The organism is Enterobacter sp. HMSC16D10 (assembly GCF_001807145.1).
Classification (GTDB): Bacteria; Pseudomonadota; Gammaproteobacteria; order Enterobacterales; family Enterobacteriaceae; genus Enterobacter; species Enterobacter roggenkampii.
In genome coordinates this window covers 194161-207715 of sequence record NZ_KV787862.1, presented here as the reverse complement: position 1 = coordinate 207715, position 13555 = coordinate 194161, and the positions used below count along the sequence as shown (strand labels likewise).

Annotated in this window: 14 protein-coding genes; 7 read left to right on the top strand and 7 right to left on the bottom strand. The window is 54.5% G+C overall.

Features of this window, described 5'->3' with window-relative positions; genetic code table 11:
- Positions 1-58: 58 nt before the first annotated feature.
- Together oqxB and HMPREF3143_RS08980 are read right to left on the bottom strand one after the other, a co-directional pair.
- A complete protein-coding gene (oqxB, locus tag HMPREF3143_RS08985; RefSeq protein ID WP_070532760.1) occupies positions 59-3214 on the bottom strand; it encodes a multidrug efflux RND transporter permease subunit OqxB in 3156 nt (1051 codons plus the stop codon).
- 24 nt (positions 3215-3238) lie between these two features.
- Positions 3239-4414 (bottom strand): multidrug efflux RND transporter periplasmic adaptor subunit OqxA, encoded by a 1176-nt coding sequence (locus HMPREF3143_RS08980; protein WP_070532758.1) that lies wholly within the window; start codon positions 4412-4414, stop codon positions 3239-3241.
- 337 nt (positions 4415-4751) lie between these two features.
- On the opposite strand from HMPREF3143_RS08980, the gene HMPREF3143_RS08975 reads away from it, so the two are divergent.
- Both HMPREF3143_RS08975 and HMPREF3143_RS08970 read left to right on the top strand, forming a co-directional pair.
- The gene (locus tag HMPREF3143_RS08975; RefSeq protein WP_070532755.1) at positions 4752-5105 is read left to right on the top strand and encodes a helix-turn-helix domain-containing protein; all 354 of its coding nucleotides are present in this window, start codon (positions 4752-4754) and stop codon (positions 5103-5105) included.
- Positions 5106-5175: 70 nt separating this feature from the next.
- The gene (locus tag HMPREF3143_RS08970) at positions 5176-5487 is read left to right on the top strand and encodes a YebG family protein (RefSeq protein WP_070532753.1); all 312 of its coding nucleotides are present in this window, start codon (positions 5176-5178) and stop codon (positions 5485-5487) included.
- Positions 5488-5685: 198 nt separating this feature from the next.
- On the opposite strand, the gene HMPREF3143_RS08965 is transcribed toward HMPREF3143_RS08970, so the two are convergent.
- Both HMPREF3143_RS08965 and HMPREF3143_RS08960 read right to left on the bottom strand, forming a co-directional pair.
- Positions 5686-6396 carry a YnfC family lipoprotein gene (locus tag HMPREF3143_RS08965; RefSeq protein ID WP_070532749.1) on the bottom strand — a complete coding sequence of 237 codons (711 nt, stop codon included), beginning with the start codon at positions 6394-6396 and terminating at the stop codon, positions 5686-5688.
- A gap of 138 nt (positions 6397-6534) precedes the next feature.
- A complete protein-coding gene (locus tag HMPREF3143_RS08960; RefSeq protein WP_050009950.1) occupies positions 6535-6837 on the bottom strand; it encodes a hypothetical protein in 303 nt (100 codons plus the stop codon).
- A 319-nt stretch (positions 6838-7156) separates the two neighbouring features.
- Here HMPREF3143_RS08960 and HMPREF3143_RS08955 point away from each other — a divergent pair, with 319 nt between their 5' ends.
- Positions 7157-7567: a YybH family protein gene (locus HMPREF3143_RS08955; RefSeq protein ID WP_070532746.1), complete on the top strand. Its 411-nt coding sequence runs from the start codon at positions 7157-7159 to the stop codon at positions 7565-7567.
- A 43-nt stretch (positions 7568-7610) separates the two neighbouring features.
- Here the strand turns inward: HMPREF3143_RS08955 and HMPREF3143_RS08950 are convergent, their stop codons facing one another.
- Together HMPREF3143_RS08950 and HMPREF3143_RS08945 are read right to left on the bottom strand one after the other, a co-directional pair.
- Complete coding sequence (locus tag HMPREF3143_RS08950; RefSeq protein ID WP_070532743.1) at positions 7611-8066, bottom strand: hypothetical protein; 456 nt, start codon at positions 8064-8066, stop codon at positions 7611-7613.
- Positions 8067-8464: 398 nt separating this feature from the next.
- Positions 8465-8968: a winged helix-turn-helix transcriptional regulator gene (locus tag HMPREF3143_RS08945; protein WP_023292571.1), complete on the bottom strand. Its 504-nt coding sequence runs from the start codon at positions 8966-8968 to the stop codon at positions 8465-8467.
- A gap of 61 nt (positions 8969-9029) precedes the next feature.
- Between HMPREF3143_RS08945 and HMPREF3143_RS08940 the strand changes: the two genes are divergently transcribed.
- Entirely contained in the window at positions 9030-9266 is a 237-nt protein-coding gene (locus tag HMPREF3143_RS08940) for a tautomerase family protein (RefSeq protein WP_021241201.1), read from the top strand.
- A 65-nt stretch (positions 9267-9331) separates the two neighbouring features.
- On the opposite strand, the gene HMPREF3143_RS08935 is transcribed toward HMPREF3143_RS08940, so the two are convergent.
- Entirely contained in the window at positions 9332-10216 is an 885-nt protein-coding gene (locus HMPREF3143_RS08935) for a LysR family transcriptional regulator (protein ID WP_023292572.1), read from the bottom strand.
- Between the two features lie 114 nt (positions 10217-10330).
- Here HMPREF3143_RS08935 and HMPREF3143_RS08930 point away from each other — a divergent pair, with 114 nt between their 5' ends.
- The 3 genes from HMPREF3143_RS08930 (at position 10331) to HMPREF3143_RS08920 (ending at position 13400) form a co-directional block, all read left to right on the top strand.
- On the top strand, positions 10331-11458 hold the full coding sequence (locus HMPREF3143_RS08930) for an alpha/beta hydrolase (protein WP_070532740.1): 1128 nt from the start codon (positions 10331-10333) through the stop codon (positions 11456-11458).
- A gap of 49 nt (positions 11459-11507) precedes the next feature.
- The gene (locus tag HMPREF3143_RS08925; protein ID WP_070532737.1) at positions 11508-12692 is read left to right on the top strand and encodes an MFS transporter; all 1185 of its coding nucleotides are present in this window, start codon (positions 11508-11510) and stop codon (positions 12690-12692) included.
- Between the two features lie 84 nt (positions 12693-12776).
- Positions 12777-13400: a glutathione S-transferase family protein gene (locus HMPREF3143_RS08920; RefSeq protein ID WP_044596707.1), complete on the top strand. Its 624-nt coding sequence runs from the start codon at positions 12777-12779 to the stop codon at positions 13398-13400.
- The last annotated feature ends 155 nt before the right edge of the window (positions 13401-13555 follow it).

Here is a 13555-nt window from a genome sequence, read left to right as displayed (position 1 = left end):
TGATGCGAAAAAAAACCGCCTTCACAGTGAAGGCGGTTTTTTATTATCCGCAACGTCCCTACGCGGGCAGCACGTCCCTTTCCTCTTTTTTGCCGCGCGTGACGAACTTACGCAGCGTCACGTAGAACACCGGCGTCAGGAACAGACCAAACAGCGTCACCCCCAACATACCGGAGAACACCGTGATCCCGGTGACGCCGCGTACTTCCGCACCCGCGCCGTGGCCGAGGATCAGCGGAATGGTCCCGGCAATAAAGGCGATGGAGGTCATCACAATCGGGCGTAAACGCAGGCGGCACGCCTCCAGCGCGGCTTCCATAATGCCTTTACCCTGAATTTCCAGCTCGCGGGCAAACTCCACGATAAGAATGGCGTTTTTACAGGCCAGCCCCATCAGCACCACCAGCCCCACCTGCACGAAGACGTTGTTATCGCCCCCGGTCAGCCAGACGCCAAACAGCGCGGAAAGCATGGTCATCGGCACGATGAGGATCACCGCCAGCGGCAGCGTCCAGCTTTCATACAGCGCCGCCAGCACCAGAAACGCCAGCAGCACCGCGACCGGGAAGACGACCAGCGCCGTGTTGCCCTGGGTGGCCTGCTGGAAGCTCAGATCCGTCCATTCAATGTTCATCCCGTTCGGCAGGATCTGCTTAGACATCGCGTCCAGCTGCGTCATCGCCTGTGCAGATGAGAGCACGCGCGGGTCGGCATCGCCAATCAGGTCCGCCGCCGGGTAGCCGTTGTAACGGATCACCGGATCCGGCCCGTAGGTGGTCGTGATGTTCACCATACTGCCAATCGGCACCATTTCGCCCTGGCTGTTGCGGGTACGCAGATTCGCAATATCTTCCACGCTGTCGCGGAACTGCCCGTCAGCCTGCGCCATCACGCGCCAGGTTCGTCCGAACTGGTTGAAGTCATTGACGTACGACGAGCCCAGATAGGTTTGCAGCGTCCCGAAAAGATCGGTCAGCGACACGCCCTGCGCTTTCGCCTTGTCGCGGTCAACCTGGACGTCCAGCTGCGGCACGTTAGCCTGGTAGGTTGAGATCGGGAAATGCATCCCCGGCGTCTGCATAATCGCTCCGGACATGGTGTTCACCGCATTTTGCAGCGCGCCATAGCCCAGACCACCGCGATCCTGAATGTACAGGGAATAGCCCGACCCCTGACCCAGCCCTAAAATCGGCGGCGGCAGAATAGAGAAGCCAAAGCCCTGCTGGATTTGCGCGATTTTCGCGTTAATCTCCGCGTTAATTTCCGCCGCGGAATGTTTACGCTGGTCGAACGGCTTCAGGCCAAAGAAGACCGTTCCGGTATTCGGCGTATTGGTGAACTGCAGCGCGTTCAGCCCCGGAAACGCGACCGCATAATCCACGCCTTCGGTATTCATCCCGATTTCGCTCATTTTGCGGATCACCGCATCGGTGCGGGCCAGCGAGGAGCCTTCCGGCATTTTCACGCCGCCGATCAGGTACAGCTTGTCCTGCGTGGGAATAAACCCGCCGGGCACCGCTTTAAACATGACGCCTGCGGCACAGAGCAGCAGCAGGTAAACCACGAATACCGCACCGCGCCGTCCCAGCGTTTTGCCCACCAGCCCCTGATAGCCGTTTGAACTGCGGAGGAAAAAGCGGTTAAACGGACGGAAAATCCAGCCGAACAGACGGTCGATAAGCCGGGTCGGGAAATCTTTCGGCGCGCCGTGGGGCTTTAACAGCAGTGCCGCCAGCGCCGGAGAGAGCGTCAGCGAGTTAATCGCTGAAATCACCGTCGATATCGCGATCGTCACCGCAAACTGCTTGTAGAACTGGCCGGTAACGCCCGACAGAAACGCCATCGGCACAAACACCGCGCACAGTACCAGCGCAATCGCGATAATCGGCCCGGACACTTCACGCATCGCCTGGTGCGCGGCCGCCAGCGGCGCAAGCCCCTCTTCGATGTTTCGCTCGACGTTTTCCACCACCACGATGGCGTCGTCCACCACGATACCGATGGCCAGCACCAGCCCGAACAGGCTCAGGGTATTCAGCGAGAAGCCCAGCAGGTAAAGAATGCTGAAGGTACCCACCACCGACACCGGCACCGCGATCAGCGGAATGATCGACGCGCGCCAGGTTTGCAGGAACAGAATGACCACCAGCACCACCAGCACCACGGCTTCCAGCAGCGTTTGCACCACCGCACGGATTGAATCACGCACAAAGACCGTCGGATCGTAAGGTGCCGCCCACTTCATGTCCGCCGGGAAGCGCGTGGACAGTTCGTCCATTTTCGCGCGCACCGCGTTAGACAGATCGATGGCGTTCGCCCCCGGCGACTGGAAGATACCAATCCCGACCGCGTCTTTATTGTTCAGCTGGGAACGCAGGGCATAGCTCCCGGACCCCATTTCAATCCGCGCCACGTCGCGCAGGCGGACGACCGTACCATCCTGCGTTGTTTTCAGGACAATATTGCCAAACTCTTCTTCGGTATGCAGGCGGCCCTGGGCGTTAATGGAGATCAGGAAGTCGCTCTCTTTCGGCAGCGGCTCGGCGCCAAGCTGACCGGCGGAGACCTGTACGTTTTGCTCCTGCATCGCCGTGACCACGTCCGAGGCGGTCAGCCCGCGCGCCGCCACTTTATTAGGGTCCAGCCAGACGCGCATCGCGTACTCGCCGGAGCCGAAAATCTGGATCTGGCCGACGCCGGGCAGACGCGCCAGCTCGTCCTTCACCTTCAGCGTGGCGTAGTTGCGCATATACAGCGAATCGTACTTACCGTTTGGCGAAAACAGATGCACCACCAGCGTCAGCGTGGGCGACTGCTTCTGGGTGGTAATGCCCAGACGCCGCACGTCCTCCGGCAGACGCGCTTCGGCCTGCGCGACGCGGTTCTGCACCTGAACCTGCGCCTGATCCGGGTCAGTCCCCGGACGGAAGGTCACGGTGGTCACCAGCACGCCGTCCGAGCCCGCGACGGATTTCATGTACATCATGTTCTCAACGCCGTTGATCGCCTCTTCCAGCGGCGTCGCCACGGTCTCGGCAATCACTTTCGGGTTGGCGCCCGGGTACTCGGCGCGCACCTGCACGCTTGGCGGCACGACGTCAGGGTATTCGCTCACCGGCAGCAGCGGGATGGCGATTAACCCTGTGATAAAAATCAGAATCGACAGGACGGCAGCAAAGATCGGCCTGTCGATAAAAAAGCGGGAAAAGTCCATGGGTTGGATTCTCAGGTCAAGGGATCAGTTGAGGGCGGCGCTGGCGGTCATGGCAACGGTTTTGGCGTTTACCGGCATACCCGACATAAACACTTTCTGTAAACCCTCGACGATGACTTTGTCGCCAGGGTTCAGCCCCTGCCGCACAATGCGTAAACCGTCTGCCAGACGACCCGGCGTAATGTCGCGACGCTGCGCTTTCCCCTCTTTATCGACGATATAGACGTATTTACGATCCTGATCGGTCAGCACCGCCTTGTCGTCGATAAGCGTGGCTTTGAACTCCGCGCTGCCCGGCAGGCGTACGCGGGCAAACAGTCCCGGCGTGAACTGACGCTGCGAGTTATCCAGCAGCGCGCGCATGCGGATGGTCCCGGTGCTCGGCGTAAGCTGGTTATCCAGGAAATCCACTTTGCCCTGATGGGGATAGCCCTCCTCGCCCGTCAGGCCAATCTCAACCGGCAGCGCCGTGTGATTGCTGGACGCCCCCTGCCCGCTGCGGGCCAGGTTTTGATAGTGAAGGTAGGTTGACTCGTCCACGTCAAAGTAGACGTACACCGTCTTCTGCGAGACCAGCGTGGTGAGGACGCTGGCGGTATCGCCCGCAGTCACCAGGTTCCCGCTGGTGATCAGCGCCCGGCTGGCGCGACCATCGATAGGCGCGGTCACTTTGGTGAAGTCCAGGTTGAGCTGGGCTGCGTCAACCGCCGCCTGCGCGGCGCGAATATCGGCCTGCGCCTGAACGGCAGCCGAGCGACGCTGCTCCCACTCTTCCCGTGAGACCAGATGGGTATTGATCAGCTTATCGGTACGGTTAGCCTCACTTTGCGCCAGGCTGGCCTGCGTTTTGGCCCGCGCCAGGTTCGCCTGCGCCTGCTCCAGCGCGGCGCGATAGGTACGGTCATCAATGGTGAACAGCACCTCGCCCTTCTTCACTTCCTGGCCGTCGGTGTAATTCACCTTATCAATGTAGCCGGACACGCGCGGGCGCAGCTGAACGCTCTCCACCGCTTCAATCCGGCCGTTAAAGCTATCCCACTGGCTAATCGATTTCACCACCACGTCAGCGGCACTCACGGCAGGCGCAGGTGGCGCGGCATTTTGCGCGACGCTGTTATCGCATCCGACGAGCAGCACGGAGAGCAACATTGCCCCCAGCGCGCTCAGAGGAGAGTTACCCCAGGTTTTTTGCAGGCTCATTATTTTTATTCCGATAATTGTCGCCACCGGGCAAGACGCAGCAGGAGGCACCGCGCCACTTCCTTTGTCCGGGGGCTGTCTTAAGGCCATTTGTGTCGTTCATCGCCACAAAACTGTAACAGTTGCGAATACACTATTCGCGGCGATTGTAGGAAGGCGCTTAACTAAGTGCAAGAATAATTGTTGCACTTTATGTGCTATTTGAGCGGATGTGAAAAGACCCGTTTCGGTCAGGGATTTAAATGCAACAATAAAACTTGCAATTACTGCAAAAACGCGCCACCTTTAAATGCAACAGACAAAGATACTTTTTCATTCGCTGCGTGGGGGTAACCAGATGAACACTGGCGCATTTATGCATGATTTACTCGAATGGATCGACAACAACCTGGACAGCCGACTGGACATTGAGACCGTCGCCAGGCGTTCCGGCTACTCAAAATGGCACCTCCAGCGCCTGTTCAAAGAGCATACGGGCTATCCCCTCGCCGGGTATATTCGCGCGCAAAAGCTGCAAAAATCGGTTGAGCGGTTATCCCACAGTGACGAACCGATTCTGAACGTGGCGATCGCGCTGGGCTTTGACTCCCAGCAATCCTTCAACCGCAGCTTTAAGCGCCAGTATGGTCAGGCGCCTGGGGCATGGCGACGCAGTATGGGTGGCCCGGAAACGCAGCAGCTTCGCCAGTAATGCATATTTTGCTGCAACGTCGATTTGTTGCTGTTATACTGTATATAAATACAGTATAGCGAGGTGCACGATGGCTGTTGAAACAAAATTTGTTGTCGTAAGAAAAGGTGAAGAGAAAATGACATTTGCCAGTAAGAAAGAGGCTGACGCTCACGACAAGCTGCTCGATATGGCAGATGCGTTCACCGACTGGCTGTTGCAAAGCGGAATGCAGATGGATGAAACGCAGGCTGAAAATCTTGGCCTGTATCTCGCCGAGCAGAAAGAGACCGTGCAGCATATTCTGCGTACCAGCAAGCTTCCCGATCTCACTGCTGCTGTTGATAAAACAGAATCCGATGCGGCTGACACGAAAAAAATCAGGGCTGTGAAAGCGGCCTGATTGTCAGAAAATCATCACCGTTCTGGAAGCCGTAAGCAGATAACTGCTTACGGCTTTTTGGCTGTCTGTAGTACTCTCCTGCTGATTGATGTTAACGATACCATCGTTTCAAAGCAGGAGATGATGCACTGACAAAAAAAATAGGACGTTAATCAACCTTTCGGGAAGGTGACGTGGGTTCAGTCCTTTTAATATAATTTAGAAATATTCATTTTTGTGATTAGAAATCCATACGAGGCTTGAGTCACGATAGTCGTCGTTAGTGGATGCTATCAGCGAGCATTTATCTGCATTACCATCAGCGGTGTAAGCACAGCTTTGCTTCACCATGAAAGTGATGTCCTCTCTTTTCGACACTAATTCTGAGTCAAGGAATTGCGCACTCCCGGATGGGTAAACGATGCGTTCATCTTTTGGATCTTTGTAGTTTATTATGCGAACGGGGAATTGGCTGCTGTGATATTCATATCGCTCTACAACTTCGCCCGTATCTTTGTCCATTATTTTTTCCAGCAAGCCACGTATATTATAACTGAGTAAGTAATTACCTTTTTCATTCTCAAGCTCAGTAATTTCGCAGCGCTCATTTATTTTTCCGGTAATACGCTGGCCTTTAAGTGACGTCAGTAAGCCATCTTTATTGACCACATGAAACTCTCGATCATTTGCCTTGTCAACCATGTTGATACTCGTAAAGCATCCGCTGCGATCATATCTAACTTCTGTCATAACCTGAAGTTTACCTGTAACATCCCGCATCCACTGGAGGCTATGTTTTACGTTCCCGGTTGTTGCATCATGATCGAATAAAAGAGCAGCATTTAAGACCGCCGGTTTGAATTGAGTAAATGCCGCGACATCAAATGATAACGTCAATAATAATAGATTTAAAAAAACACCTGCTTTCATAAGTCATCCCTTTATTAATAAAATAGCATTCAACGATGATGTGAATTCGCGCTCTCATATTTTACGAATAATCGAAGCGTTTCCATGACAAACGTTAAGTGTCTGCTTTTTGTTCTAATCAATCGATACAAGGGTCCCTCATTTTTTGTGTGCACTCGCTTTCCGACGGATCTCAATCATCCTGATATACATATCACGCAACTCCTTATTCTGCTTGATGACCATTTCTTTGGGCAAGGATTCTCTCTCACGATTCCATTCATCAACGACACCCTGGCATGTCAGATAAGCGTCATTAACAATATTTTCAGCTGGAATCATCGTGTTGATATAGGGAATGGTATGTTTGTTCAGGCATACAGAGACAGGTGGGCCATAATCATGTTCTTCGGCATGTAGAGTAATAGCAATAAGGAGGATAAACAATGTAAGAAATCTCAACTTCTTTTTCCCCTGATAAATACTGTTTCGTCAAATGACTGTCTTCCGGGGAGTTATCGACTTTGTGCAAAAAATCTTTAGTTACCCAAGGAAGTTATTATCCTGCTGTAGTGACTGCTGACACAAAACCTGACAGATGAAGGTTTTAATGACTCGATATCAGTTTAGAAATCGCCCCGTTGAGCTCACCACCCATAGCAGGCGTAACCTTAAAACTATCCGCTTCTATGCTAAACCTTCCAACCACAAAACCTGGTAGCTATACAAACACGCCAGACTGTTAAGTTAATACGCTTTCCCCCTCTCTGAGAAAATACGCATGACCCCACACCCGCTACGCCAGATAATCGAATCCTGCGATCACGCCATCACCACCAAAAACTATGACGCGCTGATGAAACACTACGCCGAAGATGCAGCTCTGGTGGTCAAGCCCGGAATGGTTGTTAAAGGCAAAGACAACATCCGCAGCGCGTTTGTTGCCATCTCGGATTATTTCCAGGACCAATTGATTGCGGAACAAGGAGAGATGCAGGTGATCGAAGGCGGTGACAATGCCCTCGTTATCATGGAAACCGTTCTGCGTTTTCCTGATGGTCAGGGTGGAATAACGGAAATGTCGCGCCGCGCGACCTATGTTTTTCGGCAGGAAAGCGACGGTCGCTGGCTTTGTACTATCGACAACTCCTACGGCACGTCGCTTCTGGATACCGGGAACCGATCGCGTTAATCACACTTTCAAAGGGGCGCTGCCGCCCCTCCATGCCAGCCCCTTAATGCGCAGTAATGCGCGGCTCCTTCACAAACTCAGCCAGCAGCCACACCATATCGTGCAGCAGGCCTGTCAGCTCCTTCACTACGTGAGCGGACAGCGTTCCCCCCATAACGGCTTGCGTCAGCGCCAGAACATAGTCCACCTGCGTTAAGGTGTCCTGCCAGCAGTCGGGCACGCAGGAGTTGGTTTTCTCACCCATGATCAACTGTTCAATCAGGTATGGCGGAAGATCGGCATCGCAGAGTGCGCGCAGCCTGCGCAGAGCCTCAAGGAGACGCTCGCACAGCGCAGTACGGCTCGCGACATCATCGGTTTCGACCAGCACGCTCACCAGCGCGGCGCAGTTGTCGGCGACCTCAAAGAGATCGGCATCGGCCGGAAGCGGTCGGGAGATAGGTTGCAGAATGACGTTTTCGTCAGATGGAAGGTAAGTCAGGGTTGGGATAGTAGCCATCGTAAGGCATCCTCAGTGTATAAATTGGGTGAACCACCCGATGAGTTCCTACGCTCGAGGGGGTAGCGCTGACAGAGGTAGGAATACCGCCCACAGAGAAAACGGCCAGCCTTGCGGCTGCTCCGTCAGCGCCACCGCAATTTTAACGAGATCGGCGCTGTCGCGACATATAAATATCGCTCTGTAGATGCGGGTTCCTACGCCCGATTGCGGATGTGCCGCAACGCAGGCACTTTACGACCGCGCCCCGTAGAGGAAAAGACATCACGCTGAATTTCATAAGGTTACTTTGCGGTTTGCGAGGCGCCTTCCAGAATGACAACGCTGCCCTAAATTTTAAGGGTATCAATCACCGCTCTCGCTGGGCTTTGACTCCCGGCATTCCTTCAACCGCAGCTTTAAGCGTCAGTATGGTCAGGCGCCTGGGGCATGGCGGCGGAGTATTGGCTGTCGTGAAACGTTAACCGAACGTTTTTAGGATCAACGAACTTACCGTCGACGGTAACATAGGCGCTATTCACCACTTCTCCACTTTCTTTGTCTGTTAAGGCAATATGTGGTGCGTCGTGCAGTATGTTTTTATGACCCCACTCCATCAAAGAGAAAAGAATCGGCGCAAGGCTGCGGCTTTTGGCGGTAAGAACATACTCATACCGTTCACGCGCCCCTTCTTCCTGATAAGGGATTTTGCAAAGCAGGCCGAGTTCAGTCATTTTTTTTAACCGGTTCGCCAGCGTCTGCCGGGTGATTTTTGTATGATCCCGTATCGTTTCAAAGCGTGTTACCCCATAAAACGCCTCTCTCAGAATCAACAAAACCCATTGATCGCCAAGAAGCTCAGCGGCCGCCGCTAACCCACAAAGCTCAGGTAATAAGTACGGTAATGATTTATTTTTTGACATCTCTTCGTTTGCCTCGTAACCTGAGTATGATTTAAAGACTTAGTTATTTAAGGAGAATACAATGCCCTTCGTAAATGTGCAAACCATTAAAGGAATGATGAATTCGGAGCAAAAAAAAGAACTGCTACGTCGTATGACTGACCTTATTGTTGAAATTGAGGGAAACGGCGATCCTGAATTCCGGCGTTCAGTATGGATCCGTATTGACGAGCATGAACCGGAACAGTGGAGTCTTGGGGGAATACAGCCCACATCTGAAATGATTGCTGCAAAATTTGCCTCACCACAGCGGTCCTGATTTATTTTTAGTCATGGCTCACCGGCGGGCAGTTTGAATGTCCGCTCTCGTGATGTTATGCCGCCCTAAATTTTCAGCGTATCGATCACAGCCCTCAGGGCAGGCGACACGTTGCGGTGCGGATAATAGAGGTACAACCCGTCCATGCGCAGGCTATAGCGCTGCAACACCCGGATAAGCGTTCCGCGCTCCAGATCGTCAGCCACCAGCTCCACCGGGACATAGGCCAGCCCAAGCCCCAGCCGGGCGGCCTCGGCTTCCATGTAGCTGTCAGACAGCGCCCATTGCCCCTCTGGCCGATGGGTGATTTTTTTCCCGTCCTGCACCAGTTCCCACTGATAGTCACTACCGTCGGCGAACTGGTAAGCAATGCAGGGATGGGCCACTAAATCGGCTGGCGTCTGCGGAAAACCGTAGCGTCTGAAGTGTTCCGGGGCAGCCACCGCGGCCATTTCCATATCAGGCGTGATACGCACAGCAATCATTCCCTGCCCCACTTCCGGCCCCAGTCTGACACCCGCATCGAACCGCTCGGCGATAATGTCGACGAAGCGGCTTTCATTGATCAGTTCCAGCCTGATGTCCGGGTAACGCTGTTTAAAAATGGCGAGCTTTGGCAGCAGACATTTATCGATAGCGTGCTGGCTGGCATTAATACGCACCGTGCCGGACGGCGTCTGACGATAGTGTGCCAGGGTCGCCAGACCCGTATCGAGCGTATCGAATGCAGACTCGGCGGTCTGATAAAGCTGTTCCCCGGCATGGGTGAGCGAGAGCTTGCGCGTGGTGCGGACCAGAAGTTGAACGCCCAATCGCTCTTCCAGCTCGCGAACCGAGCGGCTGATCCCGGATTGCGCCAGCCCAAGCCGAAGCGCGGCCGCCGTGAAGCTCCCCTCCCGTACCACCTGCATGAACAGGTACAGCTCATTATAGTTTTCCCGTTTCGCCATCATCCCCACCCATTTATAACAATATGATATGAATCCTAGCAGCTTTCGCCCTCTAATCAGCACTATTTCTGCTAACTATAATGACCGCAACACAACAACCCAGGGTTCATTTCTATGAAAACATTTACCCAAAAACTGTCCGTTGCGATGCTGCTATGTGCATCATTAAGTGGAGTGACAACAATGAGTTATGCAGAAACCACCAACCCAAACGCGCCTGTTTCGATGGTGAGCACATGGGATAAAACCTTTGCCGAAAGTGACAAAGTCGATCACCGTAAGGTGTCCTTCCAGAACCGATACGGGATCACTTTGGTAGGCGATCTGTATCTTCCCAAAAACCGCGGCGACCGCAAGCTGGCGGCGATTGCGGTCAGCGGGCCATTTGGCGCGGTCAAAGAGCAGTCCAGCGGCCTGTATGCGCAAACCCTGGCAGAAAATGGGTTTGTAACCCTGGCGTTCGATCCGTCCTATACGGGCGAAAGCGGTGGCCAGCCGCGCAACGTAGCGTCTCCGGATATCAACACCGAAGACATTAGCGCGGCGGTGGACTTCCTCGGTTTGCAGAAAGAGGTTGATCGTAACCGCATTGGTATTCTCGGCATCTGCGGCTGGGGCGGTATGGCGCTCAACGCAGCATCCATGGACACCCGCGTGAAGGCGGTCGCCACCAGCGTGATGTATGACATGAGCCGGGCGATGGGCCACGGCGTGGGCGACGGGAAAGATCGCTATTCAACGTCTGACCGCCGTGCCGTTCTGCAGTATCTGAACGCACAGCGCTGGAAAGATGCTGAGAACGGTACCTTCGCGCACGGCGGCCATGACATTTATGTCGATGAGAACGGCAAGGTGACGGCAGCTGAACGTATTCTGCCGGAGGCGTTACGTGACAACCCGAATCCGGTACTCAAAGAATTCTTTGACTACTACCGTATGCCGCGCGGCTTCCATGCGCGCTCCGTCAACTCCACCGGCGCGTGGACCGCGACCACGCCATTATCATTTATGAATATGCCGCTGCTGAGCTACGGCAGGGAAATTACTATCCCAACGCTTATCGTAACCGGTGAAAAGGCACACTCCCGCTACTTTGCGGAAGATGCGTTTAAAGCGGTCGGCAGCAAGCAGAAGGAACTGGTGATTGTTCCGGGCGCAAACCATGTCGATCTCTACGACAACGTTGCCGGGAAGATCCCGTTCGGCCAGTTTGAGCAGTTTTTCAAAACCAACCTGAAATAAACCTCTACGCCACCCGCCCTATACGGGTGGCTCTTTGTGAAATCTGACTATGTCTACACTGAGCCGCACCACATCACAGAACACAGAGCATGCACACTGGAGTGGCGTTTTTGCCATGACCCTGTGCGTATTTGTCTTGATTGCCTCGGAATTTATGCCCGTCAGCCTGCTTACTCCCCTTGCCAGAGATTTGGGCGTTACGGAGGGTCTCGCTGGCCAGGGGATCGCGATTTCCGGCGCGCTGGCGGTGCTGACCAGCCTCTTCCTTTCCCGGCTTGCCGGGAATATAAACCGCAAACACCTTCTTCTGGGCATGACGCTCCTGATGGCGCTCTCGGGGATGATTATCGCTTTCGCCCCAAACTATCTGGTTTACATGACGGGCCGCGCGCTGATCGGTATCGCTATAGGCGGGTTCTGGTCCATGTCTGCCGCAACGGCTATTCGCCTTGTTCCGCCGCATAAGGTTGCGCGCGCGCTGGCCATTTTCAACGGCGGTAACGCGCTGGCAACGGTGGTGGCCGCCCCGCTTGGCAGCTATCTTGGGGCCACTATTGGCTGGCGCGGCGCATTTCTTTGTCTGGTGCCCGTGGCGATAGTCGCGTTCATCTGGCAGTGTTTAAGCCTGCCTGACATGAACGCGCGTAAAAACGGTACATCACGAGGAAGTGTTTTTCGGTTATTCCGCCAGCCTGCCGTTTCCGTTGGTCTGCTGGCCTGCGGCCTGTTCTTTATGGGGCAGTTTGCGCTGTTTACCTATCTGCGCCCGTTCCTTGAAACCGTCACCCGGGTGAGCGGAGCCGGGCTGTCGCTAATTTTGCTCACCATAGGCGTTGCAGGTTTTGTGGGCACCCTTTTCGTTGCCCTGGTGCTTAATGCCGCGTTTTACATAACGCTGATCGCGATCCCTCTACTGATGGCGGTCATCGCAGTCGCGTTGATTCTCGCCGGGCATAACGTGTGGATTGTGGCCCTGCTGTCAGGCCTATGGGGGATGCTGGCAACATCAGCGCCGACGGGGTGGTGGACGTGGATTGCTCGAACGCTGCCGAAGGATGCTGAAGCAGGCGGTGGACTGATGGTCGCGGTGATCCAGCTCGCCATTGCGCTCGGCTCAACGGCGGGCGGTATAGCCTTCGATCGTTATAGCTGGCAGAGCACGTTTGCATTGAGTGGCATAGTGCTCCTCTTTGCGGCAGCGCTAACGTTTCTGCTTTCGCGTCTTCACAAATAACGCGCCGGATGATTTTTTGACGCTTTTCTTCACCGATCGTGTATTGTTTTTAAACAATAACATCCATTAAAGGACACCTGCGCAATGATCAGCATCCTCGGCAAAACCACCTCCATCAACGTTCGTAAAGTGCTCTGGACCTGCGAAGAAGCGGGCATCACTTATCAGCAGGAAGATTACGGCAGCGGTTTCGCCTCGACGGAAACGGATGCCTTTCGCGCCCTGAACCCCAACGCCATGGTGCCGGTGCTGATAGACGGTGATTTCGTGCTGTGGGAGTCCAATTCCATCTGCCGTTATCTGGCGCGCAAGGCCGAACGTCACGATCTGCTGCCCGCAGAACCGCAGGCCTGCGCCAACGTTGAGCGCTGGATGGACTGGCAGGCCACTGAATTTAACAACGCCTGGCGCTATGTCTTCCCGGCGCTGGGGCGTAAAAACCCGGACTTTAACGACCCTGAGCGCATTGCGGCGGGAATCAAAGAGTGGAACCACTGCATCACCATTCTGGAAAACCAGCTGCAGCGCACCGGGGCCTTTGCGGCGGGCGAGACGTTTACCCTCGCGGACGTGGTGCTTGGGCTGTCGGTGAATCGCTGGAAAATGACGCCGTTTGATAAGCCAGACGTGCCCGCCATTGAGGCCTGGTTCGAGCGACTTAACCAGCGTCCGGCATTTTTGCGTCACGGCAATAACGGCATGATATAAAACTTAATGCCTGAATGAATACCGCAACGAGGCTGTTTTATTTAATTACGAAACCCTGATTGTCGTCAGAGGGAATAATAATTAAGCCATATCCTGGACAGCCCGTTGCACCGCTTTGCTAGCCTGAATAGTCAGGCAAAGCTCAACCCGGAGGT